The organism is Ruegeria sp. H4, from assembly GCF_056533065.1.
On the sequence record NZ_JBQFOC010000001.1, the window covers coordinates 305,722 to 330,082 of the forward strand.

The window sequence follows — 24,361 nt, forward strand, 5'->3', positions numbered from 1 at the left end:
TCGCTGGGTTGGTCTATTCTGTTTCAACGATCTCAAGCAAAGCAGCGATTCTTGCGCGTGCCTGAGCACTTTCATCCAGCAGGTTCACAGCATCTGCCAAGGGTTTGTCCTCGATGCGTTCAGGTGCGTCCGCCAGTGCTTGCGTTGTCGCATTTAACTCAGCGAACTTTCCGTTCGAATCCACATCGGCTCGGTCTGGCAAATTTGCCAACCAGTAATATCTGTTTGCGGCCTGCACATCGCCGACCTCCTGCAACAAAGCTGCGGCGTTGGCAAAATCGCGGCTGGCGATCATCGCCTCGATCCGCAAAGCATTGGCGGCCTCTGATGGATCATCGGCCAACTCCAGCACCGCCTGATAGGGGCGACCAACCTGCAACGCTGCCTGCGCCCTTAGCAGCGCCCGTTCCGCGCGCCTCGCGCGGTCTTGGCCGCGGTTGGCCAGTGCCGCCGCCTGCGTGCCGAACCCCAACTTTGTCAATCGCGCGGACAGGGCGATGGCTGTGTCGGTCGACACCGCATCCTTCTGTGGCTGTGACAGAGTCAGGCTCTGCCGCAAAAATGTTAAGTCATCGGCGCGTTCTGCAAGCAATTGCAGATGTCGGTCAAGCACGGCAGGATCTTCTGCGCTATCCGGCAATGTCTCGATCAGCTCAAAGGCCTGTTCGAATTCCTGCACAAGACCTAGTGCAACCACATGTGTTCGGGCCATCATTGGCCCCATTTCGGTTTTACGATATTCGTTCGCATAGGCGGCGGCGAGATCCAGTTCCTGCAGAGAAACAGCCCCTCGATCGTTCCATCGTTTTTCAACCAACCGCGCCAAGGCCAGCGGCGCCTCGGTCGAGGCTTCGGGTGCCCTAATCACTTCGGACAAGAGGCTTTCTTCTGATGGGCCATCCCCTTCGGCATAAGCCACCTCGGCCTTGGCGTTGAAGAGTGAAGGAGTTGTCTCCGGTTCAACACGCTCTACCGACCGCAAGACCCGCCGCGCGGCTTCAAGTTGTCCTGCTTCAACCAGAATAGAGGATAGCCGGGGCCCCAGGTTGCGGCGCAGATGGTCGGGCAAGCGGACAAAGCTTTGTTCGATTGCCTCAACGCGTGCATCGGTTGTCAGTTCCCGCTCTGCAAGTGCAGCCCAAAGCGCGGCATCGCTGTCGCATCGCTGCAGGCCGTGAAATGGGCTGCGCTGGGGAAACTGTTGATCGTCAACGATGTTTGCAATTGCTGCAACCTGTTGAGCCTCATCACTTTGCAAGCCCGAAAGACCGAGCACTTGAAGGGATTCCGCGCCAAAACCGTAATAGGCATAAAGCTTGGACAAAGCCAAAGCGCGATCTGCGTCCAGCCTGTCGAACTCCTGAAACAGCCCTACGCGCAGCTGTGCGACCTGATCCTGGAAAGGTCGGTCATTTGCCCAGGTTTCAAATCCAAGCTCAACGCTTGTGAAACAGGCAGGTTTGGCTTCGATCTGCGGGAATTCGGAACCCAGCAGCGCGTTGAGTTCATCCAATGCGGTTGAAAGCTCTATATTCGAGCTCAAACCACCCGTCAAAGGCAGTGCCTGCAGCGCGCGCTGTCGCCTTGGCCCGATAGTAGCAAGATTCAGTTCCAGCACATCCCGATCCGCCCCTTGCAACAGACGCGTCGATAGCTGGTCTTTGAAACTCTGCCCGCCAAGGGGCAGCGAAGGCAACTCTATGACTTCTGGCGGGTTAGGGCGGGACGAAAGGTCCGGCTCCGGCGCCGATCGGGGTGGCGGGATATTGGCCAGCAAAGGCGGCAGTATCGCGCCGGGTGCAATATCCAGAACGATCATTGAGTCGCGATAGAGAAATGCAGAAGCAACGCAGTCGCAGCCAAAATCCAGTTCCAGCCCATCGCCCGGCTGTTTCTGCGACAAAGAGGCGAGGCGGTTTGTTGTCAGCCGACTGAACACACCTCCGGTCTTGTAGGTCACATCGTCCAGATCGACGATCAAACGTGCCCCGCCTTTGCGGTGCTTCACAACCCAACCTGTGTTTGGTGGCACAGTGAACACAAGGCGTGTGTATCCATCATGCTCGCCAGAACGAACAGTCACCTCTTGTGACGATGCCCAGGTCGCCCAGGCGATCAGTGCGAATACCAGCGCGACAAGCCGGGTCATGCCGCCGCCTGCTTCAACTCTTTCAAGGCATCTTCCAACTCGGTGAAATCGGGGCGATTATGTGTGGGTGTGTTCTGTCGCCCGACTTCAATACACATTGCAGCGTTGTGGTTGTGGAGATTGGCGACAAGCACCTCTTTTATCAGTTGGTAGAAATGGTTGTCCTCTTCCACCACGTTTTTCAACTTGCCTGCAAAAGGGCCAACCAGGCCATAGGCGAGGAAGACGCCCAGAAAAGTCCCAACCAGCGCCCCCCCGATCAGTTTACCCAACACCTCGGGCGGTTGATCAATCGAGCCCATGGTCTTAATCACTCCTAAAACCGCAGCAACGATGCCCAAGGCCGGTAGGCCGTCCGCTACGGTTTGCAATGCGTGACTTGAATGCATGGCGTGATGAAAATTCGCCTCCATCCGTTTATCCAGCACTTCTTCCACCTGATGCGGATCGTCATAGTTCATGGCGGCAGCGCGCATCGTGTCGCAGATCAGATCCACCGCCTCTTTGTCGGATTGAATCTTGGGATAAGCGGAAAACAGGCTCGAACTTTCGGGTTCTTCGATGTGTTGTTCCACCTCAACCGGGTTCGCGCGCGCAATACGGATCAATGAGAACAAAAGGCAGAGCAGGTCACGGTAATCTTCGGGCTTCCATTTTGGCCCTTTAAAAACCTTACCCATGTCCTTGATTGTGTGCTTGATGCCACCTGCATCATTGCTGATCAAAAAGGCCCCGACGGCAGCCCCGCCGATCATCATCATCTCGTATGGCAGCGATTTCAGGATGATTGTCATCTTACCGCCGGCTGCAAGGTAGCCGCCGAACACCATTACGAAAATGACGATAATTCCAACAATTCCAATCATTTGCGATCTCCAGGCATGTTCGAGGCAGGTGTGCGGTCCATGGGGTCTACTCTTGCGGTGCGGTCGCGTTGCGACCTGCCATCACAACGCTGATGGTATAGGCTGCATCCGGGCTGAGACCGGCCAGTATGCTCGCCGCAGCCTCTGGCGGCATGCGTGACAGAAAGCCGGACGCAAAGGTTGGGTCCATCGTCTCAAACAACGCGGCCGCGTCTTTCGGCTTCATGTTCTGATAGACATCTGTCAGCTGGGTCAGGTCCGTTTCGGCGGCTTTGTTTGCCACGGCCAGGGTCGCACGCAGTGACTCTTCGGCCTCTTGCAAAGTGGCGAGGCGCATGTCGATGGCCTCATTGGCAATTTCCAAAGCCTTTTCCTTTTCCATCACCCTATCTTCGCGCTGTTTCACGCGTTCTTCACGGCGCAACAACTCGGCCAGAAGGCCCTCAACATCGCGCGCTTGCGTTGTTGCGGGTTTTTCTTTCGACTGCTCGACATCCGCGGATTTCGCCAGCGCTGGCCCGGCTTCCAGCCCGACACGAATAATCGCTGATCCGATCATCAACAGAGAGATGACCGTCAACACCCCCGCGCGCGGGCGATTTGGCCTTTTATCCGCAGTTTTGGGATGCATCAGGTGGCCTCGTTCATGTTTCGGCCATGCCGGAAAAACATCAGCCCTTCGGGGGCTTTGGCAGGGGCCTCACTCAGTGTGTCCTCAGGCTGCGCTTCGGGCGGTTCCACGTCAGTTTCAGCGACTTCGTTCGCTACCTCAGACTTTGGTGCAGGCTCGACCAGAGGGTCCTTCATGTCGACCGTTTCGGGATCGGTCTCCTCTGCTGGAATCACGTCGTGCATCGAGGCCATCATCAGTTCCAGACGTTGCGCCACGCTTTCGGCGCGCTGAGTCAGATCCTTCAAAGACTCGCCTGACTGATCCGAAGCCGCGCGCGCATTGTCGAGGGATCTCTTCAACTCATCTGCCTGCGAGGACAGCACTGCAACAGCGCCGCCTACGCCCTTTTCAAGATCGGTAAACCGTCTGAGTCTGCGCGACAGAACAAAGCAATACAGCCCTGCACCCAGCGCGCCCGCGACCAGCAAAATATCCGCGATAAGCTCCAATTTCGCCTCCTAATTCAGTACAAATTCCATGACCAGAACATCACGCACCCGACCTTCTCCGGTAACAATTTCAATGCGCCGCAGCAGGTGTCCTCTGATCCGGGTCAAAGCCATCGGATCTTCCAGATCCGAAACCCTGACCGCGCGCAGATAGCCGTTCAGCACATCCATGATTCGTGGTTGTATTTTTTCCACATCAGCGATGTACGGAGCGTTAACTTCGAGCTGCGCGTGAAATTTCAAATGACGCGCCTGGCTTTCGGTCAAAGAGATGACCACGGGCGGAAGATTCACGAAACCGACATCTGCAAGCGGTTCAGCCTTGGCGTCTTTCTTGTCACTTTCGGCATATGTCTCCTCGGATTTTGCGCCGAAAGGCAGCAGGCCCGATGTGGTCAAAAAATATCCTCCCGCCGCGCCAGCGACGGCCAGAATCAACCCGATCATCAGGCCCTTTTTTCCATTTTTCTCAGGCGCTTCTGCCTCTTCTGCCGTTGCGTCTGTCATGACGTCCTCATCCATTCGTTGTGAATCCGTCATAACCCGTCAGGGACTAACCGATTGTTAAGGGCAATGGTCCAAACAGAGAACGCGCCGGGCAGAATGTCGGCGAGTCGGAGGTGAGCGTGCAGCAGATCGGAACTGTCTGGGCAAGTTTGGACAGGCGAAAACAAATCATCGTTGCCGGCGCAGTTGTGCTGGTGTTTCTGGGAATTTTGGGCATGTCGCGGTTGGCATCCGCGCCGTCGATGACGCTGCTTTATGCGGGGCTGGAAAGCGGGGCAGCGGGTGATATCGTCCGTTCGCTCGATCAACGCGGCGTGCCATATGAGATTCGCGGCGGGTCTATCTATGTGCCGGGCGGGCAGCGGGATGAGCTGCGGATGACACTGGCCAGCGAAGGGCTGCCTGCAAATGGCAATCGTGGGTACGAATTGCTCGATTCGCTAAGCGGGTTTGGCACCACCTCTCAGATGTTTGATGCCGCCTATTGGCGCGCCAAAGAGGGTGAGCTTGCGCGCACGATTGTCGGCAGCCCCCATGTCAGCCAAGCGCGCGTACATATTGCCAACGGATCCGCAAACCCGTTTCAACGCAGCGTGGCCCCAACTGCATCGGTTTATCTGGTGTCGACCGGGGCTGAGATCACCGGTGATCAGGCCAAGGCCATCCGGTTTCTTGTTTCTTCAGCCGTCAGCGGGCTGGCCCCGGAAAACGTGGCGGTGATCGATTCGAAGGGCGCGGTGATCGGAGGGCAGGAGACTGCTGTGGCTGCGGAAACGGCCGATGACAAATCGCGTCAGCTTCGTGAGCGTGTTATGCGCCTGGTTGAGGCGCGCGTCGGCGCGGGCAACGCGGTTGTCGAGGTCAGCGTGGATACCGTGACCAAAACCGAATCGATCCGCGAACGACGTTTTGATCCCAAAGGGCGCGTTGCCATCAGCACCGATGTTGAAGAGCGTTCGGACAGCGCCCGCAACCAGTCGTCGGATGTGACGGTGGCCTCGAACCTGCCGGATGGTGATGGCGCTGGTGGGGACGAATCGAACTCGAACGCAACCCAGACACGTGAGCGGGTGAATTACGAGGTCTCAGAAACCGAGCTTGAAGTGCATACCGCGCCCGGCGCCGTCAAACGCCTGACGGTTGCCGTGCTGGTCAATGGCATACGCGTGGTCGATGCTGCAGGGGCTGAGAGCTTTGCGCCACTCCCGCAGGCCGAGTTGGACGCGTTGCAGGAACTTGTGGCGTCGGCGGTGGGCTTCGACGCCGAGCGCGGGGATGTCATCACCTTGAAATCGCTGGATTTACCGGTGGTTGAACCGCAAGGCACCCTGGTATCCGCATCGATGTTTCAGAACGTTCATCTGGATGCGATGTCTCTGGTTCAAATGGCGGTTCTGGCGGTGGTCTCACTGGTTTTGGCCCTGTTTGTCATTCGCCCGATCCTGATGAAACCTGCGGTCATGCCCGCCTTGCTGCCGGCGAGCGGGGACGTTGAGGCCGAGAATGCGCAGGTGCTGACGGGTGAGATTGCCGCTGATGGTATGTCAGAGTTCGCGCCTTTGGCCGCGCAAGCCGACGTGCCTGCAATTGGCGTAGATCAATCGCAAGACCCCGTGGATCGTTTGCGCGCGATGATTGGCGACAAGCAGGAGGAAACAGTCGAGATTCTGCGCAGTTGGCTGGAAGAAGGTGAGGAGCGTGTCTGATGTCGATCGCTCATCTTCTTGAAGATTTCACCATACTTGCCGGAGGTGGTCAGGTTCATCTGCTGGACGAAGAAGCCCTGGAAGAACAGCGCCTTGCGGCCTTCGAACAAGGCTACGGCGCGGGGTGGGAGGACGCGACGCAGGCGCAGGAACAAAGCCGTGGGCAGATTTCGTCTGAACTGGGGAAATCGCTTGAGGACATGTCGTTCACCTACACCGAAGCGGTCACCAGAATGTCCCTGTCTCTGGAACCGATGTTCGACAGCCTGACGCGGCTGGTTTTGCCCGAGATGATCGATCGTGGATTTGCTGCGCATGTTGTTGAGCAGTTGACCGAATTGGCCCGCGCGCAGGTTGGTCAGCCCATGCACATCATGGTTCCCGAGGGCCGCGTAGCCGAGGTTGAAGCGATGTTGCCTGCAGTTCTTGGCTCGCCCCCAAAGGTCATCGAGGACCCCGCGTTAGAGCCGGGACATGCCCGCCTGCAGGTAGGTATCTCGCGCAGTGAGGTGGATTGCAGCGCCGTTCTGGCCTCGGTCGCGCGAGCCTTTGACGCATATCTATTTGAAGCCAGAGAGGCATTGGAAAATGAGTGACGCCCAGATTCAGAAACCCGAAAAAGCCAGCCCGTTCGACGCGGTCCCGATTGAGGTTACGGTCTCAGTGGGTCGTGCCCGTCCGTTGATCCGCGATTTGCTGAATATGGGCGAAAACGCTGTTTTGACCTTGGATAAACGGATCGAAGATCCGGTGGATTTGTATGTTGGCGATCAACTGGTTGCGCGCGGCCTGCTGGAAGAGATGGACGGTGATCAGGCCGGGCAACTGGCGGTGCGCCTGACGGAAATCGCAGATTTGCAGAACGGGATCGGCTGATGCGCCTTCTGATCGGGCTGGTGCTTGCCGCGGCGGTGCTGACACCGTCGCTGGTCGTCGCGCAAGACCTGAGCCTGTCGCTGGGTGACGGAGAATCGATCTCGGCGCGCACCATCCAATTGATCCTTTTGATCACGGTGCTCAGCCTTGCGCCGGGACTGGCGATCATGATCACCTGTTTCCCCTTCCTGATCACGGTGTTGTCGATTTTGCGGCAGGGGATCGGATTGCAGCAATCCCCACCGAATATGCTGATTATCAGCCTGGCCCTGTTTCTCACCTACTTCATCATGGACCCGGTCTTTACCGAAGCCTGGAGCGCCGGAATACGCCCCATGATCGACGAAACGATGGAAGTGGAACCGGCCCTAGAACGCGCCTTGCAACCGTTTCGGGCCTTCATGGCTGCGCGTCTGGATGTAGATACATTTCAAGCCATGGCGGCGCTGAGACCAGGGGGTGAAGCGATGGAGTTATCGCCCGAGGCTCCGCTGTCTGTCCTGATGCCTTCTTTCATGCTGTCCGAAATTGCGCGGGCGTTTCAGATCGGATTCCTGATTTTTCTGCCGTTTCTGATCATTGATCTGGTTGTCGCCGCGGTGCTGATGTCGATGGGTATGATGATGGTGCCCCCGGCCATCGTGTCCTTGCCTTTCAAGCTGGCGTTCTTTGTGATTGCAGATGGTTGGGCCCTGATCGCCAGTGCGCTTGTGCGCAGCTACATGCCCTAGGCGGGCCCGGAAAATGAAGGGCCCGGTGTCAATCATAACAAAAGGACCGCGTTGCCCGTGGCAATGCGGCCCCTTTCACACGAAACAGAAATTTAAGCGGTCCGGTTCAGATCTTTGATCAGTTGGTTGAGATTGCCACCACGCGCGTCCAGCATTGCCCCGATCTCGGTCCGTTCGGTCAACAGCAGGTTCACGCCTTCGATGAACATATTGTAGAACTTGTCGCGCCCGGATTTGTTCGACACCAGAAAGGTAACCTCGAACGGGGAGGAACCCTGCAACTTCACCCGTGTTCTGACCTCGTAACCGGCGCGGATTTTGCGGGCGTTTCGCACATCGACCTGGCCGCCGATGAACTCTCGGAATCGGCGACCGTATTTGCGCGAGATATAGCCCTGAAAGGCGTTGGTGAACTGTTTCAGCTGTGCTGGGCTAGCAGTGCGCGCATCGGCCCCAAGGGCATAGCGTGCCATGATCGGAACATCGGCATATTGCACGAAGATTTTTTCGAAATCGCGCAGCATGGCGCTTTCAGATTTGCCGGACGCGATCACGCGGTTGATCTCGGCCACAACACTATTCACCAGCGCCTTGGCGCTTGCTTCGGTCTGGGCAAAGGCGGATCCAGGTAGCGCAGTCAGCGCCAATCCGGTCAGGCCGGTGAAAACAAAATGACGTCGGTTCAAAGATTTACTCGGCATAGGGGTCCTCGTAAGGGTCTAGATAGGGGTCCCTGACAGGGTCGGTTCCGATTTCAGCATAGGGATCGGAGTACAGATCCAGATAGGCATCCTCATCATCGCGCGCCAGTTCAAAGCGGCGATTTTGCAAATAGATCAGGCGGGCCTGTGCATAGCTGTCGGCGCTTTCATACAGGATCGAGTCAACCGTATCCGAGAACCGCCCCCGGTCGCCCATGCGGCGCACGATCTCGGCATAAACGCCAAGGTTGTCGGCGGGGCGTGTGGGGGTAAAGTTGATCGGGTTCGAGAACAGGTTGACCACAACGCCTACCGCATCGCGGGTTGTTGAGGGGCCGTAGAACGGCAGCTCGACATAGGCGCCCTCACCAAATCCCCAGACATGTAGCGTTTCGCCGAAATCCGTATCCACGGGCGGCAGGTTCAGCTCATCAGCGGGTGCGGACAGACCAAACCCGCCTACTGTCATGTTCACAACAAAACGCAACAGGGCGTTGCCCATCTGTTTTGGATTGCCTTGCAGCAGATAGTCGACGGCCTGACCCGGCAGCGAGATATTCTCGGCAAAGGTGCTGAAGCTGGTCACCATCGGATCAGGGACGATTTTGACATAGCCTTTCGAGGCCGGGCGGAACAGGAACCGGTCAACACCCAGATTGAACTTGTGGATGCCCCGGTTGGTCTTTTCGTAAGGATCGAACACCTCACCCCGGGCGGCCTGTTCCGGGGGCTGCGTGGCGCAGGCGGTCAGGATCGGCAACAGGGACAGCACAACAAGGTGTTTCAGGCGCAATCTGCTCAACACGGTCTTTGCCACTCCAAAGTAATCCGGCCCATGATTGCCAGATATTAAATCGATAATAGTGCCGCGTTGGCACAAGTCTTGGTCACATAAATGTTTCAGGTTCAAATTGAAACATCCAGCGTTTAACGTGTCTGCCTGCGCGTGGTAAAGTGACATCGCTTCAACACTGCGGAATAAGAGAAGTTATGCCCAGATAAGCGCCACGTTCAAAAATGCCAGTTTCCTGCTTTCCCTGTCGCGCCCAAGGGGGTAGCGTCCGCCGGAGTCAAATGAGGGATGAGGATCATCGCATGAGTATCACCGCAAAACTGGAAAGCCTGGGCGTCAGCCTGCCCGACGCCCCTGCACCTGCAGCGAACTATGTGCCTTTCGTGCGCGTGGGCAATATTGTCTATATTTCAGGCCAGATTTCCAAGGCGGATGATCTGATCACAGGCAAGCTGGGCGATAACATGGATGTCGAAGCGGGCGCCGCGGCAGCGAAGGTCTGCGCTATCAACCTTCTGGCACAGGTCAAAGCGGCCTGTGGTGGCGATATCGAAAAACTGGTGCGCGTGATCAAGCTAACCGGCTTTGTGAACTCGACCGCCGATTTCACCGCGCAGCCGCAGGTGATCAATGGCGCGTCCGATTTCCTGGTCGAGGCGCTGGGTGATGCAGGGCGTCATTCCCGCTCGGCCGTCAGCGCGGCCTCATTGCCTTTGGGCGTTGCGGTTGAAATCGAAGGTGTTTTCGAGGTCCAATGACCCCAAAACTGCCAGCCGAATTTCTGCGGGCCCCGATCGCGCATCGGGCCTTGCACGACATCTCGGATCGCCGTCCGGAAAACAGCCGGGCGGCCATTCGTGCCGCGGTGGATGCCGGGTACGGGATTGAGATCGATCTGCAGCTGACGTCGGACAACCGCGCCATGGTCTTTCATGACTATGATATGGCGCGTCTGACCGGACAGGCGGGTCCGATCCGACGGATCACTTCCGAGCAAGCGTTGGAAATCCCCTTGCTGCATGGCGATGATGGTATCCCAGCGCTGGATGAGGTGCTTGCGATGGTCGCCGGCAAGGTGCCTTTGCTGATCGAGCTCAAGGATCAGGATGGCGCAATGGGCACCGATATTGGCCCGCTTGAGGCTGATACCGTGCGGGCCCTGCAAAGCTACAAAGGCCCGGTGGCGTTGATGTCCTTCAACCCCAACAGCGTGGCCGAACTGGCGCGTTTGGCCCCGCATTTGCCACGCGGGATCGTGACCAGCTCATATGATCCGCAGGATTGGCCTCTGTCTGATAGCATCTGCGATCATCTGCGCAGTATTCCGGATTTTGACCGCGTGGGGGCCAGCTTCATCAGCCATGAGGTTCACGACCTGAACCGCCCCCGTGTTGCCGAGCTAAAGGCACAGGGCGTTCCGATTCTGTGCTGGACCGTGCGTTCGCCTGAACAAGAGGCACAGGCCCGCGCCGTTGCCGACAATGTGACCTTCGAGGGGTATTTGGCCGCTCATCCGGGTTGAACCTGACCCGCACTGTCACAGATAAAGAACAGACGCGGAGGGTACATGGATCAGGCGCAGATAGAAGTTCAGGTACTGAACTCACTGTCGCAGATTTCTGCGGCAGAGTGGGATGGCTGCGCTTGCCCCGAGGCGGCAGATGGCGGGCGCCCTCTGGATCCGTTCACCACTCATCGGTTTCTGTTGGCGCTTGAAAACAGCGGGTCGGTCGGGTCGGGAACTGGCTGGCACCCGCAATACCTGACCAGCTATCTGGACGGAATGCTGATCGCTGCCGCGCCGATGTATGCCAAGTCGCACAGTCAGGGTGAATACATCTTCGACCATAGCTGGGCGCATGCCTACGAAAATGCGGGCGGGCGGTACTATCCCAAACTGCAAATTGCCGTTCCCTTCACGCCTGCAACCGGGCGGCGGTTTCTGGTGCGACCGGGCTATGAGGCGATTGGCATGTCCGCGCTGGTGCAGGGTGCGGTACAACTGGCGGCCGACAATCAGGTCTCCTCTCTGCACGCAACCTTCTGCACCGAGGATGAGGCGCTGGCGGGCGAACAGATGGGCCTGATGCTGCGCAGCTCGCAGCAATTTCACTGGTTGAACGACGGGTATGCAAATTTCGACGGGTTTCTCGCTGCTCTGTCGTCGCGCAAACGCAAGAATATCCGCAAAGAACGGGCGCAAGCGAACGGGTTTGGTGGTGAGATCATCACTTTGACCGGGTCAGAGCTGCGACCCGAGCATTGGGATGCGTTCTGGCGGTTTTATCAGGACACCGGTGCGCGGAAATGGGGCTCACCCTATCTGACGAGGCAGTTCTTTGACATAGCGCAGGACACGATGGCGAATGACATGGCGCTGATTCTTGCCATGCGCGATGGCTATCCGATTGCAGGGGCGCTGAATTTTATCGGGCGCGAAACGCTTTTTGGTCGGTATTGGGGCTGTGTCGAACACCACGCCTGCCTGCATTTTGAACTGTGTTACTACCGGGCCATTGATTTTGCGATTGCCCAGGGCTTGTTGCGGGTCGAGGCAGGGGCGCAGGGCGAGCACAAATTGGCGCGCGGCTATCTGCCGACGCGCACGCACAGCTTGCATTGGATCGGTGATCCGGGTTTTGCTGATGCTGTCAAAAGATATCTGGACGCCGAAGGCCGCGCCGTAGGAGAAGAGATTGAGATTCTGACGGACTACGGACCGTTCAGAAAGTCGAACCCGGAGGAACAGCAATGACCGAGCTTTTGTCGACCGAGACCCGAGGCCCCCTTTTGGATCCGCTGTTTAGCAACGGTTGGACGATGGTCGAGGGCCGCGATGCAATCACAAAAACCTTTAGTTTCGACAATTTTGTTGCCGCCTTTGGTTGGATGACCCAGGTGGCGATCTGGGCTGAGAAATGGAACCATCACCCGGAATGGTTCAACGTCTACCGAACGGTCGAAGTTGTGCTTTCCACCCACGATGTGGGCGGTTTGTCATCTCTGGATGCCAAACTGGCGCGCAAGATGGACAGCCTAGTCTAGCCGCGATCCCCGCGCGATCCCATTCCACCAGCCAATGAGGCGGCAACGCCCATCTGTTCGAACTCGGCCGGTGTCACGGTTCCGTCACTGACATTGATGTTGCCCGGAATTCCGGTTGTGCGGTTGCCCACCTGACGTACGCTGCGCGCGGCCGGATTAATATCCAGACACTTTGTATTGTAGCAGGTCAAACCACTGGTATTGATCTGAATGCGTGCTTGGCCATCCGGCCCCGTTATGATTGGGGCTTGGGGCACATCGCATGCGCAAAGGGCGGCAAGCGCCCCAAAGGCGATCCATTTGTTCATACCACGCTCCTGTTCAGAGTTGGCCTAGTCCAGTTGGCCGTTTCCGTCCTGATCCGCAGTGGTGAAATCATTGCCCATCTGCGCGTCGTATTCTGCCCTTGAGATAAAGCTATCGCCGTTCCGGTCAACGTTTTGAAACTGTTTGATGTCCAGAAACGGCTTGGCCTCATCCAATCCCAGCGTGCCGTTCTTATCCTCGTCCATCGTCTGAAACGCGTAGTCGGAAAAGGCGTTGAACTCGTCCTTGGACAAGAACCCGTCATTGTTGGCATCAATAGCACGCAATTCGTTTTCGTGTAGCTCGGCCACGGTCTCGGCATTGGCCGCAGCGGCAAACGCAACGGACGCGATCAAAACAAGCGGTTTCAATTTCAGTGCTTTCAACATGCGAACCTCTGCCCTTCGATACCACCCGCAGCAGCGCCCGCTGCCGTCAGAATGGTTTTGCCGGAGCCGCCCCCGAATTGATTGCCAATTGCACCGCCGATCAGGGCGCCGCCCAATGTACCGCCAAGGCAGGCGATTTCGTGCTGGCGCGCGGCTTGCTGTTGCGGGGTCGGGGCCGGGCCGCAGGCTGCCAAAACGCCTGCGCAGACAGCGCAAAGGGTTAAAAATTTGGGTTTCATCAATCAACTCCCGTGTTTATGCGCCAAGTATTCGCGCAACGGGGCGTTGTCGCAAGTTAAATAGGGTTTATCTGGCCCCGACCTCGGCCGGGGCTAGATCGGTTCAGATTGCGTCCAACAGCGCCTCGCCAGCCGAGACTTCGCAAACCCCGGGGTTTTCTTCTAGGTTCAGCGCGACCACCTTGCCGTCCTCGACCAGCATCGCATAGCGTTTGGACCGCGCGATCAGGCCTACGGGCGGTGCATCGAAATCCATGCCAAGGGCTTTGGTGAATTCCGATGTGGCATCGCCCAGCATGGTCAGCCCCGCCGCAGCGGCGCCGGTGGATTCGCCCCAGGCATGCATGACAAACGGGTCGTTGACAGAAATGCAGATCACCTCGTCTACACCCTTTGCGTCGAACTGATCCTTGGTTCGGATAAAGCTGGGCACATGGGCGGTGGTGCAGGTGCCGGTATAGGCACCGGGCACCGCGAAGATGACCACTTTCCGACCTTTGGTTTTGTCGGAAATCCGCACCTCTTCCGGGCCTTCGGCACCCATTTGGGTCAACGTGGCATCGGGCAGCGTGTCACCTGTTGAAATCATTTTTTACCTCCTGTCGTTTGGATTTGCAGAGTCGGGCTTTGCCGCAATATAGGTGGTCGCGTGGATGAGACCACGGTAATTCGACAGGGTGGGAGGAACATGAGCCATATTGTCGTGATCGGCGCCGGACAAGCAGGCGCTTCGCTTGTCGCGCGGCTGCGCAAAGACGGGTTTGATGGTGACATCACCCTGATCGGGGCTGAGCCGCATTTGCCCTATCAGCGCCCGCCCCTCTCCAAGGCTTATCTGCTGGGTGAAATGGAATTGGAGCGTTTGTTCCTGCGACCCGAGAGCTTCTATGCCGAAAACAACATCACTCTGCGCCTGGGGCAGCGTGTCACCGCAATTGATCCGCAGGCAAAGACGGTGACGGTTGGCGATGATGTCCTTACATATGACGAACTGGCGCTGACCACCGGATCGGACCCGCGCTACCTTCCCGCCGCGATCGGCGGTGATCTGCACGGCGTGCATGTGGTGCGCGATCTAGCACATATCGATGAGATGGAGCCTCGTGTCACTGAAGGCGCACGCGCACTGATCGTGGGTGGCGGCTATATCGGGCTTGAGGCAGCAGCCGTCTGTGCCAAGCGCGGGGTCAAAGTGACTCTGGTCGAGATGGCCGAGCGTATCTTGCAACGCGTTGCTGCGAAGGAAACCAGCGACTATTTCCGCGCATTGCACAGCGAATACGGCGCGGATATCCGCGAAGGCGTTGGGTTGGATCGGTTGGTCGGTGACAACGGCAGAGTGGTCGGAGCGGTTTTGACGGACGGGTCCGAAATCGAGGTGGATTTCGTTGTTGTCGGTGTTGGCATCGCCCCATCGACGCAATTGGCGGAGATGGCGGGGCTGGAACTGGACAACGGGATCAAAACCGACGCGCATGGCCGTACTTCTAACCCGTCGATCTGGGCGGCAGGCGATTGTGCATCCTTCCCCCATGGCGAAGGGCGTATTCGTCTGGAAAGCGTCCCAAACGCTATCGATCAGGCCGAGATCGTTGCTCAGAACATGCTGGGTGCCGCCAAGGACTACACTGCAACGCCGTGGTTCTGGTCGGATCAGTATGACGTCAAGCTGCAGATTGCCGGGCTGAACACAGGGTATGACCGCGTGGTAACCCGCAAGGGTGAAGGCGCGACGGTGTCCTTCTGGTACTACAAGGGCGACCAGCTAATCGCGGTCGACGCCATGAACGACCCTCGCGCCTATATGGTTGGCAAACGCCTGATCGATGCGGGCAAGACGGCTGATCCATCCGTGGTCGCGGACCCGAAAGCGGACCTGAAACCGCTGCTTAAGGCGTGAGGATCATTGCCGGAGACTTTCGGGGCCGCGCCTTGGCCTTGGTTGGCAAAGGCGATGCGGGCGCGCATCTGCGCCCCACCACCGACCGAGTGCGCGAAAGCCTGTTCAATGTTCTGACGCATCAGATTGACTTCGATGGTCTGCGCGTGTTGGACCTGTTTGCAGGCACCGGCGCATTGGGGCTTGAGGCGCTGTCGCGTGGGGCAGCGCATGTCACGTTTGTGGATGACGGTCGAGTTGCACAGGGTTTGATCCGCAAGAATATCGAACTGACACACAGTGCTGATCGTACCGAATTGGTCCGTCGGGACGCGACGCGGCTGGGCGACAACCCGTACGCCCCTTATGATCTGATTTTTCTGGACCCGCCCTATGGCAAGTCGCTGGGCCAAAAGGCGGTGGCTGCCCTGACCGCCGGTGGATGGGTGGCTGATGACGCCTTGTTGGTCTGGGAGGAAAACGCACCCATGGCAGCGCCTGATGGGTTCAGCCGGTCCGACAGCCGGAAGTATGGAGATACTCATATCTCCTTGATATGGCGCAATGTTTCAAACTGAAACCTGCTGCGCGAATTGATGCCGCTTGCCGATTTGCGCATTAACCTGCGCTCGGGTACGGCGATTGAAAAGCAGACGGAGGCTTTATGCACGATCTGGTCATTTTCGATTGCGATGGCGTTCTGGTCGACAGTGAGCCGCTGTCCAATCAGGTTTTGGTAGACAACCTTGCCCGCTATGGACTGGACCTGACTCTGGAAGACAGCGTTGGTTTTTTCTTGGGCGGTACAATGGCTGGCGTGCGCGACAAAGCACGTGCGCTGGGGGCTGATTTACCCGATGACTGGATCGATGAAGTCTATTCGGAAACCTACGAGCGTCTGCGTCAGGGCGTGGCATTGATGCCGGGTATTCGGGACTTGCTTGATCGGCTCGACCACCACGGTATCCCATTCTGCGTGGCCTCAAATGGCAGTCCGGACAAGATGGCGATCACGCTGGGGCAGAACGGGCTTTGGGACCGGTTTCAGGGTGTCATGTTCTCAGCCCACCAGCTTGGGACAGCAAAACCGGACCCAGAGATGTTTCTGTTGGCGGCGAAGCAGTTCAACGCATCCACACCCGTCGTGATTGAAGACAGCCAGAGTGGTGTGACTGCCGCCGTACGCGCGGGTATGCGGTGCCTTGCCTTTGTACCAGAGGGTCACGGCGCGAAATTGGCGGAGATCGGGGCAGAGGTTTTTCACAACATGACCGAGGTTCCGGGTCTTTTGGGAATTTGACACAACCGTGCTAGTGTCGGGTTATGGACCGCGTACTGAACCCACCGATCTGGTCATTTTCGCAGGATGCTGACGTCACCCCTGCGCCCGAGCGTAAGCCGATGCGCGCACCTGTTTTCATTCACGACGCGATAATCCCTTGGCGAGATGAAACGCTGTTGCTCAAGCTGCTACGCGATCAGGCCGTCGATCAGGACGAATAGGTCGGATGGTACTTCCCGCCGGGTGACAGGGTGAAAATCTCCACCCCATCGGCTGTCACACCCACTGAATGCTCAAACTGCGCGGACAAGGATTTGTCGCGGGTTACGGCGGTCCAGTCATCGGCCAGCGTTTTGGTTTCCGGGCGGCCTAGATTGACCATCGGTTCGATGGTGAAGAACATGCCTTCTTCCAGAACCGCACCGGTTCCCGGACGCCCGTAATGCAGGACGTTTGGCGGTGCATGGAACACACGGCCCAACCCGTGGCCGCAAAAATCGCGGACAACGCTCATCCGGTGCGCCTCAACATAAGCCTGAATGGCGTGGCCGATATCACCGAACGTGTTGCCGGGCTTGACCATTTCGATGCCCTTGAACAGCGCGTCATGGGTGACCTGAATCAGACGCTCGGCCTTGCGAGGCAGTTTTCCTGCAACATACATGCGCGAAGTGTCACCGAACCAACCATCGACAACGACGGTCACGTCGATATTAAGGATATCGCCATCTTTCAGCTTCTTATCGCCGGGAATGCCGTGGCAAACCACGTGGTTTACACTGATGCAGCTGGCGTGCTGATAGCCTTTGTAGCCGATGGTTGCTGAGGTCGCGCCTGCATCCTCGACCATCTGCGTAATCAACCCGTCAAGCGCGCCGGTTGTCTGTCCGGGAAACACATGATCGGCAATATCGTCGAGTATCCGCGCAGCCAAGGCCCCTGCCGCATGCATGCCGGCAAAGTCACCCTGTTCATAGATACGGATGCCGTCTTTCGTCATACGGCCGCGATGCTCTTTCATCGACGCTAAGCTCCAAATGTGTCGCGCAGCACTCTATTTACGCTGCTTGTGCAGAAAGTTCCAGAGGGCGCGGGGCTGTGGCTCCTAAATTGGCGGGTGTGTCGCAGTGTTCAAGTATCGCCAGCAAGGGCGTGTTGCCTTAAATTTCTTTCACGAAGTAGTGCATATGCGGGCGCAGCATAGGTTGGTCTTTGTAGGTTGTCGTCTCAATTGCTTCATCGACTTCGACAAAGCCCAGTTTTGGATAAAGGCTGCGCATTTCGACATTGGGTGTAAGCGTATCGGCGACCAATCGTGTCAGACCCATCGCGCGCGCGGCCTGTTCTCGGGCTTCGATCAGCGCTTTTCCGGTACCTGTTCCTCTTGCGCTCTCAACAACAAAGACTCTCTTGAGTTCACCAGTCTGGTCATCAAGCCGTTTCAACATACCACATCCGATGATTTCACCCGTGGCATCTCGCGCCACAACGATGCAGCCGTTCGGAGGCAGATAGTCGTTCGAATTGGCCCAGAACTCGGCCATTGCGCTTTCGGGTGCGGTTGGGTCTATGTCGAAACCCATTTCCTGCATTCGTTGGACGATGAGGCGATAATACTGCGATAAAATGCTACTGAATGCGTCCTTTTCCGGTAGCTCGGTACAGGTTTCAATTGATACTTCTACCATCAGGGGGCTCCTAGCTGGCCGTACTGGCTTTTGCCGCGAACAGGTTTCGCTAACATCCTATGATCATATCTTGGTTTCGGTTCCGATGCAGGCAATTGTATCAACCCAAACGCCCTCGGGCGTTATCCGAGTGCCATAGACCAACCGTTCCACCCCTTTCACCTGCGCAAACTCAAACGCCGCAGCGTAAGCTGGATCTATGTCTGCGGCCAGCGCGAAGCGTTCGCAATCGGTTCGCTGCACCAGATACAACATGATCGCCCGGTGCCCTTGTTCAACCATCTCGGCCAACTCGCCCAGATGTTTGGTGCCGCGTGCGGTCACGCTGTCGGGGAACTCGGCCAGACCGGTTTGGCGGGACAGGGTGACGCTTTTGACCTCGACATAGGCATCGGGCAAGCCGGGCCCGGATAGCAGAAAATCGATGCGGCTGTTTTGGCCGTATTTCACCTCGGCCCGGACGGTATCGTAGGCGGCCAGTTCGGGAATCTCGCCTGCTTGTAAGGCCAATCGCAAGGCCTTGTTCGGCACGGATGTATCGACCCCGGTGAAATGTCCGTTCTCATTGTCGACCAGCCGCCAACCGTATTTCAGCTTTTTCTTTGGATCGTCATTCGGTTCCAGCCAGATTTTCTGCCCAGGTTCCGCCAGCCCCAACATCGAACCAGGATTGGCGCAATGGGCGGTGACCTCGCGGCCGTCCTCCAGTGTGCAATCGGCCAGAAAGCGTTTGTAACGGCGGATCAGGCGGGCGGGGACAAGAGGGGTTTCAAATCGCATAGCCTAGGGCCTATACCTGCCCCAAAGGTCGATCAAGAGGGGACATTCCATGGCCAATCCAACCGCTGCAATGCTGGTGATCGGGGATGAAATTCTATCCGGCCGGACGCGCGATGCGAATATGCACTACCTCGCTGGGGAGCTAACCAAACACGGTATCGACCTGAACGAGGTGCGCATTGTCAGCGATGATGCCCCGGCGATTGAGGCCGCTGTTAAGGCGTTGTCCGACAGCTATGACACTGTGTTCACCAGCGGCGGTATCGGCCCGACCCATGATGACATCACCGCCGATTGCATCGCGCGGGCCTTTGGGGCGTATATCGATGTGCGGGATGATGCGCGCGCCCTGTTGCAGGCGCATTATGACAAATCGGGGTTGGAACTGAACGAAGCGCGCCTGCGCATGGCCCGCATCCCAGACGGGGCGGTTTTGATCGACAACCCGGTCTCAACTGCGCCGGGCTTTACCATTGGAAACGTCCATGTCATGGCCGGTGTGCCGTCGGTGTTTCAGGCCATGGTGGCCAGCGTTTTGCCCAAGCTCACCGGAGGCAGCCCGCTCTTGTCTCAGACCCTGCGTGTGGACCGGGGGGAGGGCGATATCGCGGCAACCTTGGCCTCTTTGGCGGATGCTTATGGTGACCTGTCGATTGGCTGCTACCCGTTCCAGATCAACGGAGTTTTCGGCGCAAATGTCGTGATCCGGGGGACCGACGGCGCGCGGATCGACGCTGCCATGACCCAACTGGCAAAAGAGCTGGACTTGTGAGCGCCAATTGGGCCGAGGTCGTCGATGGCACATGGCCTGCTGCCAGCTATCAGCAGTCAGGACCATTTCAACTGCGCCAAGGGCAGGGCGGTGGATCGCGGGTTTCGGCAGCCAGCGCCATCGGCCCGGTCAGTGAAGCGGATATTGATGCAGCAGAACAGGCGATGCTGGCCATGGGGCAAAAGCGTATCTTTTGCCTGCGTCCGGGTGACGAGGCGTTGGATGCCCAGCTTGCAGCGCGCGGCTATCAGGTGCTGGACCCGGTTAATATCTACACCTGCCCGGTATCTGACCTGACTAACCGCCTGATCCCGCTGGTCACGGTATTTCAGATTTGGGAACCCTTAGCGATCATGCGGGAAATTTGGGCAACCGGCGGCATCGGCCCCGAACGGGTGGCGATCATGGAACGTGCCAAAGGGCCCAAGACCAGCCTGCTCTTGCGTCATTCGGATCAACCTTGCGGAGCTGCATTTGTGGCGATGCATGATGACATCGCCATGCTGCATGCGCTTGAGATTCTGCCAGATCACCGACGGCAGGGTATGGGCGAATGGACGATGCGTGCCGCTGCAATCTGGGGGCGCGACAACGGTGCGAAAACGCTCAGTGTGATCTGTACCAAAGCAAACCAAGGGGCAAATGGTCTCTACCGCGCGCTTGGGATGGAGATCGTGGGCGAATACCATTACCGTCAGCTTATCTGACGAAGAGAGGCCCCCCGTGACACAACAAGATATGCCTACCGCGCTGGACCTGCCTATGGTCGATCCGCTGCCGTCCGAGACGCAGAAATACTTTGATATCTGTGTCGAGAAACTGGGCATGGTGCCGAATGTGCTGAAGGCTTACGCGTTCGATATTGATAAGCTCAACGCTTTCACCACCATGTATAACGACCTGATGCTGGCCGATAGCGGATTGTCCAAACTGGAACGTGAGATGATTGCGGTAGTCGTTTCGTCGATCAACAAATGCTTCTATTGCCTCGTTGCCCATGGTGCAGCGGTGCGGCAATTGTCTAGTAATCCGCAATTGGGAGAGATGCTGGCGATGAACTATCGCGTTGCGCCTCTCGATACGCGTCAGCGTGCCATGCTGGATTTTGTGGCCAAAATGACCAAGGCCAGCGCCGAGATTGAAGAACCTGACCGTCAGCACTTGCGCGATGTAGGGTTCAGTGATCGTGACATCTGGGACATCGCCAATGTGGCCGGCTTCTTCAACATGTCCAACCGGGTCGCCAGCGCCACCGCAATGGCACCGAACCAAGAATATCACGCGCAATTTCGATGATCCGAACGCTTATATCTGTCTTCTTGGTTGTTGCCGGACCTGTGGTGGCGCAAGAACTGACCTTGCCGCAGACGGCACAGCAGATCAGTGACCGCAGTTCGGCCTTGGACAGCTATAATCTGCCAACCGGGCCGATTGCAGATGGGGCTGTGCCATCACGGACCGTTGAAGGGCAGGTTGAGCGATACACATGGCGCCTGCAGGCCGGGTCCAGCACGACCCTGCAGTTGCTGGCCCCGTTGCGGGATCAGATCGAAGCGCAAGGATATGACATCCTTTTTGAATGCGAGGCGCGCGTGTGTGGCGGTTTTGACTTTCGGTTTGGAACCGAGGTCGTCCCCACGCCTGACATGTATGTGGCCATTCAGGATTACCGGTTTCTGGCGGCACAGAAAGGGCAAACCGTGCTTAGCCTGCTGGTCAGCCGGGATACGCCCGACGGCTATGTGCAAATGATCCGCGTCACCCCTGTTGACGCGCCCGCACCCGCGCCAATCGTTGTCGAACAATCCGTCGATGGGGCCCAAGGCCTCTTGGCCGAGCTACAGCAAAACGGGCACGTCATTCTGGACGACCTGCATTTCCGCACGGGTGAAGTGGCGCTGGGCGACGGTCGGTTTGCCTCGCTTGCCCTACTGGCCGGATTTCTGACAGATAATCCAGGCCTGCGTTTGGCGCTGGTTGGCAACACCGATGACACTGGCGATTTAGATGCCAACATTCGGGTCAGCACACGTCGGGCCGAGGCGGTTCGTAGCCGGTTGATCGAAGCTTATGGCGTCGCGGCTGACCGGATTGAAGCGCAGGGCGTGGGTTATCTTGCCCCGATAACCTCGAACGCGACGCCCGAAGGGCGAGACCTGAACCGCCGGGTCGAGGCCGTTTTGCTTGTCAATTAGGCTCGGTCTAGCCTGGTCAGAGACAAAAAAAGACCCGCACATTTCTGCACGGGCCGTTCCAGTTCACAGGGAGAAACTTACCAATCCATCGGACCCTTCTCGTTGAAGGATTCAACCAGAAAATCAATGAATGCGCGCACTTTCGGCTGGGTAAAGCGGCCGGGAGGATAGACCGCATATACCCCCTGCACCTCGTCCGGTAGCGATGGCATGGCATCCAGCACAAGGCCAGATTTCAACGCATCCGCATACAGGTAGCTGGGCAGGTGGGCGATGCCCAAGCCCGAAATTGCGGCATTCAAAAGGGACTGTCCGTCATTCACACTTAGCCAGCCGGCGGTGCGGACCTGCCGTTTTTCACCCGAAGGTGCGGTCAGTTTCCACACACTGCCCGAGGATTGGCTGGAGTAGTGCAGCAGTTTGTGTTCGTTCAGATCGTCGATCTTTTGCGGGCGTCCGAACTTTTCGATGTAACTGGGTGCCGCAACCATGCGTTTGACGGTTTCTGTCAACTTGCGGGCGCGCAGGGTGCTGTCTTCCAGCTCTCCAATGCGGACCGCCACGTCAAAGCCTTCGGATATCAGCTCAACATATCGGTTATTCAAAACCATGTTCACGGTGATGTCGGGATAGGCTGACAGAAACTCGGACAGCACAGGCGACAGGTGATTGACGCCAAAATCGGTTGCAACGCTGATGCGCAGCAGGCCCGATGGTGCCGATTGCATCGAAGTGACCAGCGCATCCGCCTCGCCCGCATCATTCAGAACGCGGCGCGCGCGGTCATAATAGGCCAGCCCGATCTCTGTTGGTGAAACCCGGCGCGTGGTGCGGTTCAACAGCCGTGCACCCAGCCGCGCCTCAAGGCTCGACACGTGCTTGGACACTGCCGATTTGGAGATACCCATCTTCTTGGCCGCATCGGTGAAGCCACCTTGGTCCACCACGTTGGCGAAGGCTTCCATTTCGGTCAGTCGATCCATACTCGTTCCCCAGGTCTTGCTCTCGAAGGTGATATTGGTTCCGAATCTGGGCGGAAACGGGGCAGACATGGGATAATATCAGGGTTTTGAATCGGATCGTTTGCAGTTCAGAAACGCGGAAACAGTGGTTTCCGATCCGTCAGCATCGGCGATAAGCACCGAATTCTACATAATTTCGCGTTTGTGCTATGGTTAGAATGGCAATTTTGTGACCTGGGAGGAGTTAATGAAATCGTTTCTATTCACCGCCGCGTTCTGTCTGAGCGCAAGTTTTGTCTGGGCTGGGGGTGAGACCCCTTCGAATCCCGATGCAAAGGTCTATTTTGTGAATCTTGCGGATGGCGACAGTGTTCAATCTCCGGTCACGGTGGTCTTTGGCCTCAGCGGAATGGGTGTCGCGCCTGCAGGAACTGAGGCTGAGAATACAGGCCATCACCACCTGCTGATCAACCGCCCACCGATTGGTGAGGGCGAAGACGGCGCGGATGAGTTGGCCTATGGCCTGCCCGCCGACGACAATCATATGCATTTTGGCGGCGGCCAGACTGAGGTGACATTGGACCTGCCTGCCGGGCAGCATACGCTGCAACTGGTGCTGGGGGATGCGGGCCACGTGCCGCATAATCCACCTGTGGTGTCCGAGGTGATCACGATTACCGTGGAATAAGCGGCGCGTTCGCGGCCACTGTTTACATCCCATCAGAAGTGATGAACTCTGCGCAGACCAGCCGGAGGGTTCCATGTCGCTTGAGTTTCTATTCACGTCTTTGATCGTTGTGCTATTGCCCGGTACGGGTGTGATCTACACGTTGGCGATTGGCCTTGGGCGTGGGTTCCGCGCCAGCGTCGCGGCAGCGGTTGGGTGTACCATTGGTATCCTTCCAGCGGCTTTGGCAAGCATCGTTGGTCTGGCGGCACTGTTACATACAAGCGCTTTGGCCTTTCAGGTGCTCAAATACCTTGGAGTGTTGTACCTGTTCTATATGGCTTGGGGAATTTTCCGCGACGGCGGTGCGATGGAAGTGAATGCCAATAAATCCACCCGAAGCTACCTTAAGATCGCCGTGACCGGCACGTTGATCAACGTGTTGAATCCCAAACTGTCGCTGTTCTTTCTAGCCTTCCTGCCTCAGTTCGTACCAACTGACACAGCCCATGCGGGTCTGGCGCTGGTTCAACTTGCCGCCGTCTTTATGGTAATGACGTTTGTTGTTTTTGTTGTGTATGGCGCATGTGCTGCGTTTGCACGTGACTATATCGTCCACCGCCCATCGGTCATGGCATGGATCAAACGCTGCTTTGCCACAACTTTTGGTGCGCTTGGGGTCAAGCTTGCCCTATCTGACTGACAG

General features: G+C 57.5%; 33 protein-coding genes. 18 read left to right on the top strand and 15 right to left on the bottom strand.

Annotation, left to right across the window (positions count from 1 at the left end; all coding sequences use genetic code 11):
* Window positions 1-13: 13 nt before the first annotated feature.
* From ACR0KG_RS01450 to ACR0KG_RS01470, 5 genes are read right to left on the bottom strand one after another with little or no spacing between them, the layout of a single operon-like run.
* Window positions 14-2,149, bottom strand: coding sequence for a hypothetical protein (locus ACR0KG_RS01450; RefSeq protein ID WP_480551026.1), 2,136 nt, complete (start codon window positions 2,147-2,149; stop codon window positions 14-16).
* Entirely contained in the window at window positions 2,146-3,015 is an 870-nt protein-coding gene (gene motA, locus ACR0KG_RS01455) for a flagellar motor stator protein MotA (protein WP_480551028.1), read from the bottom strand. Before motA ends, ACR0KG_RS01450 begins: the two co-directional genes overlap by 4 nt.
* 46 nt (window positions 3,016-3,061) lie before the next feature.
* Window positions 3,062-3,646, bottom strand: a complete 585-nt coding sequence (locus tag ACR0KG_RS01460; protein WP_480551030.1) for a MotE family protein — start codon at window positions 3,644-3,646, stop codon at window positions 3,062-3,064.
* Window positions 3,646-4,137, bottom strand: a complete 492-nt coding sequence (locus ACR0KG_RS01465) for a hypothetical protein (protein ID WP_480551032.1) — start codon at window positions 4,135-4,137, stop codon at window positions 3,646-3,648. The genes ACR0KG_RS01460 and ACR0KG_RS01465 overlap by 1 nt, the downstream gene beginning before the upstream one ends.
* Before the next feature lie 9 nt (window positions 4,138-4,146).
* The gene (locus ACR0KG_RS01470; RefSeq protein ID WP_480551034.1) at window positions 4,147-4,644 is read right to left on the bottom strand and encodes a flagellar basal body-associated FliL family protein; all 498 of its coding nucleotides are present in this window, start codon (window positions 4,642-4,644) and stop codon (window positions 4,147-4,149) included.
* Window positions 4,645-4,763: 119 nt separating this feature from the next.
* Here ACR0KG_RS01470 and fliF point away from each other — a divergent pair, with 119 nt between their 5' ends.
* Genes fliF through fliP form a run of 4 tightly spaced genes read left to right on the top strand, consistent with a single transcriptional unit; the run spans window position 4,764 to window position 7,957 of the window.
* Window positions 4,764-6,350: a flagellar basal-body MS-ring/collar protein FliF gene (gene fliF, locus ACR0KG_RS01475; RefSeq protein WP_480826277.1), complete on the top strand. Its 1,587-nt coding sequence runs from the start codon at window positions 4,764-4,766 to the stop codon at window positions 6,348-6,350.
* On the top strand, window positions 6,350-6,946 hold the full coding sequence (locus tag ACR0KG_RS01480) for a FliH/SctL family protein (RefSeq protein WP_480826278.1): 597 nt from the start codon (window positions 6,350-6,352) through the stop codon (window positions 6,944-6,946). The genes fliF and ACR0KG_RS01480 overlap by 1 nt, the downstream gene beginning before the upstream one ends.
* On the top strand, window positions 6,939-7,226 hold the full coding sequence (locus ACR0KG_RS01485) for a FliM/FliN family flagellar motor switch protein (RefSeq protein ID WP_480826279.1): 288 nt from the start codon (window positions 6,939-6,941) through the stop codon (window positions 7,224-7,226). The genes ACR0KG_RS01480 and ACR0KG_RS01485 overlap by 8 nt, the downstream gene beginning before the upstream one ends.
* A complete protein-coding gene (gene fliP, locus ACR0KG_RS01490; protein WP_480826281.1) occupies window positions 7,226-7,957 on the top strand; it encodes a flagellar type III secretion system pore protein FliP in 732 nt (243 codons plus the stop codon). Before ACR0KG_RS01485 ends, fliP begins: the two co-directional genes overlap by 1 nt.
* 92 nt (window positions 7,958-8,049) lie before the next feature.
* Here the strand turns inward: fliP and ACR0KG_RS01495 are convergent, their stop codons facing one another.
* Both ACR0KG_RS01495 and ACR0KG_RS01500 read right to left on the bottom strand, forming a co-directional pair.
* Window positions 8,050-8,658 (bottom strand): MlaC/ttg2D family ABC transporter substrate-binding protein, encoded by a 609-nt coding sequence (locus tag ACR0KG_RS01495; protein WP_480826282.1) that lies wholly within the window; start codon window positions 8,656-8,658, stop codon window positions 8,050-8,052.
* Window positions 8,648-9,463, bottom strand: coding sequence for an MlaA family lipoprotein (locus ACR0KG_RS01500; RefSeq protein ID WP_480543752.1), 816 nt, complete (start codon window positions 9,461-9,463; stop codon window positions 8,648-8,650). Before ACR0KG_RS01500 ends, ACR0KG_RS01495 begins: the two co-directional genes overlap by 11 nt.
* Before the next feature lie 290 nt (window positions 9,464-9,753).
* Here ACR0KG_RS01500 and ACR0KG_RS01505 point away from each other — a divergent pair, with 290 nt between their 5' ends.
* The 4 genes from ACR0KG_RS01505 to ACR0KG_RS01520 are packed head-to-tail and all read left to right on the top strand — an operon-like array spanning window position 9,754 to window position 12,496.
* Window positions 9,754-10,209, top strand: a complete 456-nt coding sequence (locus ACR0KG_RS01505; protein ID WP_480826283.1) for a RidA family protein — start codon at window positions 9,754-9,756, stop codon at window positions 10,207-10,209.
* Window positions 10,206-10,973 (top strand): glycerophosphodiester phosphodiesterase family protein, encoded by a 768-nt coding sequence (locus ACR0KG_RS01510; RefSeq protein WP_480543399.1) that lies wholly within the window; start codon window positions 10,206-10,208, stop codon window positions 10,971-10,973. The genes ACR0KG_RS01505 and ACR0KG_RS01510 overlap by 4 nt, the downstream gene beginning before the upstream one ends.
* Before the next feature lie 45 nt (window positions 10,974-11,018).
* Complete coding sequence (locus tag ACR0KG_RS01515) at window positions 11,019-12,206, top strand: GNAT family N-acetyltransferase (protein ID WP_480826284.1); 1,188 nt, start codon at window positions 11,019-11,021, stop codon at window positions 12,204-12,206.
* A complete protein-coding gene (locus ACR0KG_RS01520) occupies window positions 12,203-12,496 on the top strand; it encodes a 4a-hydroxytetrahydrobiopterin dehydratase (protein ID WP_480826285.1) in 294 nt (97 codons plus the stop codon). The genes ACR0KG_RS01515 and ACR0KG_RS01520 overlap by 4 nt, the downstream gene beginning before the upstream one ends.
* Here the strand turns inward: ACR0KG_RS01520 and ACR0KG_RS01525 are convergent.
* From ACR0KG_RS01525 to ACR0KG_RS01540, 4 genes are all read right to left on the bottom strand, one after another.
* A complete protein-coding gene (locus ACR0KG_RS01525) occupies window positions 12,493-12,804 on the bottom strand; it encodes a hypothetical protein (protein ID WP_170533852.1) in 312 nt (103 codons plus the stop codon). The two genes, ACR0KG_RS01520 and ACR0KG_RS01525, sit on opposite strands and share 4 nt — an antisense overlap.
* A 24-nt stretch (window positions 12,805-12,828) precedes the next feature.
* Window positions 12,829-13,191, bottom strand: coding sequence for an EF-hand domain-containing protein (locus ACR0KG_RS01530; protein ID WP_480826286.1), 363 nt, complete (start codon window positions 13,189-13,191; stop codon window positions 12,829-12,831).
* Window positions 13,185-13,430, bottom strand: a complete 246-nt coding sequence (locus ACR0KG_RS01535) for a glycine zipper 2TM domain-containing protein (protein ID WP_480826287.1) — start codon at window positions 13,428-13,430, stop codon at window positions 13,185-13,187. The genes ACR0KG_RS01530 and ACR0KG_RS01535 overlap by 7 nt, the downstream gene beginning before the upstream one ends.
* 103 nt (window positions 13,431-13,533) lie before the next feature.
* The gene (locus ACR0KG_RS01540; RefSeq protein ID WP_170533843.1) at window positions 13,534-14,019 is read right to left on the bottom strand and encodes a peroxiredoxin family protein; all 486 of its coding nucleotides are present in this window, start codon (window positions 14,017-14,019) and stop codon (window positions 13,534-13,536) included.
* A gap of 99 nt (window positions 14,020-14,118) precedes the next feature.
* Between ACR0KG_RS01540 and ACR0KG_RS01545 the strand changes: the two genes are divergently transcribed.
* The 4 genes from ACR0KG_RS01545 to ACR0KG_RS01560 all read left to right on the top strand — a co-directional run bounded on the left by ACR0KG_RS01545 (window position 14,119) and on the right by ACR0KG_RS01560 (window position 16,812).
* Complete coding sequence (locus ACR0KG_RS01545) at window positions 14,119-15,330, top strand: NAD(P)/FAD-dependent oxidoreductase (RefSeq protein ID WP_480826288.1); 1,212 nt, start codon at window positions 14,119-14,121, stop codon at window positions 15,328-15,330.
* Complete coding sequence (gene rsmD, locus ACR0KG_RS01550; protein ID WP_480551061.1) at window positions 15,327-15,887, top strand: 16S rRNA (guanine(966)-N(2))-methyltransferase RsmD; 561 nt, start codon at window positions 15,327-15,329, stop codon at window positions 15,885-15,887. The genes ACR0KG_RS01545 and rsmD overlap by 4 nt, the downstream gene beginning before the upstream one ends.
* 86 nt (window positions 15,888-15,973) lie before the next feature.
* Window positions 15,974-16,609 (top strand): HAD family hydrolase, encoded by a 636-nt coding sequence (locus ACR0KG_RS01555; RefSeq protein WP_480826289.1) that lies wholly within the window; start codon window positions 15,974-15,976, stop codon window positions 16,607-16,609.
* Between the two features lie 23 nt (window positions 16,610-16,632).
* Complete coding sequence (locus ACR0KG_RS01560) at window positions 16,633-16,812, top strand: hypothetical protein (protein WP_480543382.1); 180 nt, start codon at window positions 16,633-16,635, stop codon at window positions 16,810-16,812.
* Here ACR0KG_RS01560 and map read toward each other — a convergent pair.
* The 3 genes from map to sfsA form a co-directional block, all read right to left on the bottom strand.
* Complete coding sequence (gene map, locus ACR0KG_RS01565; protein ID WP_480543380.1) at window positions 16,800-17,612, bottom strand: type I methionyl aminopeptidase; 813 nt, start codon at window positions 17,610-17,612, stop codon at window positions 16,800-16,802. The two genes, ACR0KG_RS01560 and map, sit on opposite strands and share 13 nt — an antisense overlap.
* Before the next feature lie 139 nt (window positions 17,613-17,751).
* Entirely contained in the window at window positions 17,752-18,279 is a 528-nt protein-coding gene (locus ACR0KG_RS01570) for a GNAT family N-acetyltransferase (RefSeq protein WP_480551062.1), read from the bottom strand.
* Window positions 18,280-18,342: 63 nt separating this feature from the next.
* Window positions 18,343-19,059 (bottom strand): DNA/RNA nuclease SfsA, encoded by a 717-nt coding sequence (gene sfsA, locus ACR0KG_RS01575; protein WP_480826290.1) that lies wholly within the window; start codon window positions 19,057-19,059, stop codon window positions 18,343-18,345.
* Between the two features lie 49 nt (window positions 19,060-19,108).
* Here sfsA and ACR0KG_RS01580 point away from each other — a divergent pair, with 49 nt between their 5' ends.
* From ACR0KG_RS01580 to ACR0KG_RS01595, 4 genes are read left to right on the top strand one after another with little or no spacing between them, the layout of a single operon-like run.
* Entirely contained in the window at window positions 19,109-19,831 is a 723-nt protein-coding gene (locus ACR0KG_RS01580; protein ID WP_480551066.1) for a competence/damage-inducible protein A, read from the top strand.
* A complete protein-coding gene (locus ACR0KG_RS01585) occupies window positions 19,828-20,538 on the top strand; it encodes a GNAT family N-acetyltransferase (protein WP_480551067.1) in 711 nt (236 codons plus the stop codon). The genes ACR0KG_RS01580 and ACR0KG_RS01585 overlap by 4 nt, the downstream gene beginning before the upstream one ends.
* A gap of 31 nt (window positions 20,539-20,569) precedes the next feature.
* Window positions 20,570-21,127, top strand: a complete 558-nt coding sequence (locus ACR0KG_RS01590; protein ID WP_480551161.1) for a peroxidase-related enzyme — start codon at window positions 20,570-20,572, stop codon at window positions 21,125-21,127.
* Entirely contained in the window at window positions 21,124-22,026 is a 903-nt protein-coding gene (locus ACR0KG_RS01595) for an OmpA family protein (RefSeq protein WP_480826291.1), read from the top strand. The genes ACR0KG_RS01590 and ACR0KG_RS01595 overlap by 4 nt, the downstream gene beginning before the upstream one ends.
* 77 nt (window positions 22,027-22,103) lie before the next feature.
* On the opposite strand, the gene ACR0KG_RS01600 is transcribed toward ACR0KG_RS01595, so the two are convergent.
* A complete protein-coding gene (locus ACR0KG_RS01600) occupies window positions 22,104-23,009 on the bottom strand; it encodes a LysR family transcriptional regulator (RefSeq protein ID WP_170533810.1) in 906 nt (301 codons plus the stop codon).
* Window positions 23,010-23,235: 226 nt separating this feature from the next.
* On the opposite strand from ACR0KG_RS01600, the gene ACR0KG_RS01605 reads away from it, so the two are divergent.
* Together ACR0KG_RS01605 and ACR0KG_RS01610 are read left to right on the top strand one after the other, a co-directional pair.
* On the top strand, window positions 23,236-23,676 hold the full coding sequence (locus ACR0KG_RS01605; RefSeq protein WP_480543368.1) for a DUF4399 domain-containing protein: 441 nt from the start codon (window positions 23,236-23,238) through the stop codon (window positions 23,674-23,676).
* Window positions 23,677-23,749: 73 nt separating this feature from the next.
* Complete coding sequence (locus tag ACR0KG_RS01610) at window positions 23,750-24,358, top strand: LysE family translocator (protein WP_480543366.1); 609 nt, start codon at window positions 23,750-23,752, stop codon at window positions 24,356-24,358.
* The last annotated feature ends 3 nt before the right edge of the window (window positions 24,359-24,361 follow it).

Excerpts from the sequence above, each read along its gene's own strand:
- map (WP_480543380.1), bottom strand. The coding sequence starts at position 17,612 with ATGAAAGAGCATCGCGGCCGTATGACGAAAGACGGCATCCGTATCTAT.
- ACR0KG_RS01485 (WP_480826279.1), top strand. The coding sequence starts at position 6,939 with ATGAGTGACGCCCAGATTCAGAAACCCGAAAAAGCCAGCCCGTTCGAC.
- ACR0KG_RS01590 (WP_480551161.1), top strand. The coding sequence starts at position 20,570 with ATGCCTACCGCGCTGGACCTGCCTATGGTCGATCCGCTGCCGTCCGAG.
- motA (WP_480551028.1), bottom strand. The coding sequence starts at position 3,015 with ATGATTGGAATTGTTGGAATTATCGTCATTTTCGTAATGGTGTTCGGC.
- ACR0KG_RS01535 (WP_480826287.1), bottom strand. The coding sequence starts at position 13,430 with ATGAAACCCAAATTTTTAACCCTTTGCGCTGTCTGCGCAGGCGTTTTG.
- ACR0KG_RS01510 (WP_480543399.1), top strand. The coding sequence starts at position 10,206 with ATGACCCCAAAACTGCCAGCCGAATTTCTGCGGGCCCCGATCGCGCAT.
- ACR0KG_RS01495 (WP_480826282.1), bottom strand. The coding sequence starts at position 8,658 with ATGCCGAGTAAATCTTTGAACCGACGTCATTTTGTTTTCACCGGCCTG.
- ACR0KG_RS01520 (WP_480826285.1), top strand. The coding sequence starts at position 12,203 with ATGACCGAGCTTTTGTCGACCGAGACCCGAGGCCCCCTTTTGGATCCG.
- ACR0KG_RS01610 (WP_480543366.1), top strand. The coding sequence starts at position 23,750 with ATGTCGCTTGAGTTTCTATTCACGTCTTTGATCGTTGTGCTATTGCCC.
- fliP (WP_480826281.1), top strand. The coding sequence starts at position 7,226 with ATGCGCCTTCTGATCGGGCTGGTGCTTGCCGCGGCGGTGCTGACACCG.
- ACR0KG_RS01600 (WP_170533810.1), bottom strand. The coding sequence starts at position 23,009 with ATGGATCGACTGACCGAAATGGAAGCCTTCGCCAACGTGGTGGACCAA.
- ACR0KG_RS01605 (WP_480543368.1), top strand. The coding sequence starts at position 23,236 with ATGAAATCGTTTCTATTCACCGCCGCGTTCTGTCTGAGCGCAAGTTTT.
- sfsA (WP_480826290.1), bottom strand. The coding sequence starts at position 19,059 with ATGCGATTTGAAACCCCTCTTGTCCCCGCCCGCCTGATCCGCCGTTAC.
- ACR0KG_RS01450 (WP_480551026.1), bottom strand. The coding sequence starts at position 2,149 with ATGACCCGGCTTGTCGCGCTGGTATTCGCACTGATCGCCTGGGCGACC.
- ACR0KG_RS01540 (WP_170533843.1), bottom strand. The coding sequence starts at position 14,019 with ATGATTTCAACAGGTGACACGCTGCCCGATGCCACGTTGACCCAAATG.
- ACR0KG_RS01595 (WP_480826291.1), top strand. The coding sequence starts at position 21,124 with ATGATCCGAACGCTTATATCTGTCTTCTTGGTTGTTGCCGGACCTGTG.
- ACR0KG_RS01570 (WP_480551062.1), bottom strand. The coding sequence starts at position 18,279 with ATGGTAGAAGTATCAATTGAAACCTGTACCGAGCTACCGGAAAAGGAC.
- ACR0KG_RS01580 (WP_480551066.1), top strand. The coding sequence starts at position 19,109 with ATGGCCAATCCAACCGCTGCAATGCTGGTGATCGGGGATGAAATTCTA.
- ACR0KG_RS01525 (WP_170533852.1), bottom strand. The coding sequence starts at position 12,804 with ATGAACAAATGGATCGCCTTTGGGGCGCTTGCCGCCCTTTGCGCATGC.
- ACR0KG_RS01560 (WP_480543382.1), top strand. The coding sequence starts at position 16,633 with ATGGACCGCGTACTGAACCCACCGATCTGGTCATTTTCGCAGGATGCT.
- ACR0KG_RS01505 (WP_480826283.1), top strand. The coding sequence starts at position 9,754 with ATGAGTATCACCGCAAAACTGGAAAGCCTGGGCGTCAGCCTGCCCGAC.
- ACR0KG_RS01515 (WP_480826284.1), top strand. The coding sequence starts at position 11,019 with ATGGATCAGGCGCAGATAGAAGTTCAGGTACTGAACTCACTGTCGCAG.
- ACR0KG_RS01555 (WP_480826289.1), top strand. The coding sequence starts at position 15,974 with ATGCACGATCTGGTCATTTTCGATTGCGATGGCGTTCTGGTCGACAGT.
- ACR0KG_RS01530 (WP_480826286.1), bottom strand. The coding sequence starts at position 13,191 with ATGTTGAAAGCACTGAAATTGAAACCGCTTGTTTTGATCGCGTCCGTT.
- ACR0KG_RS01460 (WP_480551030.1), bottom strand. The coding sequence starts at position 3,646 with ATGCATCCCAAAACTGCGGATAAAAGGCCAAATCGCCCGCGCGCGGGG.
- ACR0KG_RS01480 (WP_480826278.1), top strand. The coding sequence starts at position 6,350 with ATGTCGATCGCTCATCTTCTTGAAGATTTCACCATACTTGCCGGAGGT.
- ACR0KG_RS01470 (WP_480551034.1), bottom strand. The coding sequence starts at position 4,644 with ATGACAGACGCAACGGCAGAAGAGGCAGAAGCGCCTGAGAAAAATGGA.
- ACR0KG_RS01545 (WP_480826288.1), top strand. The coding sequence starts at position 14,119 with ATGAGCCATATTGTCGTGATCGGCGCCGGACAAGCAGGCGCTTCGCTT.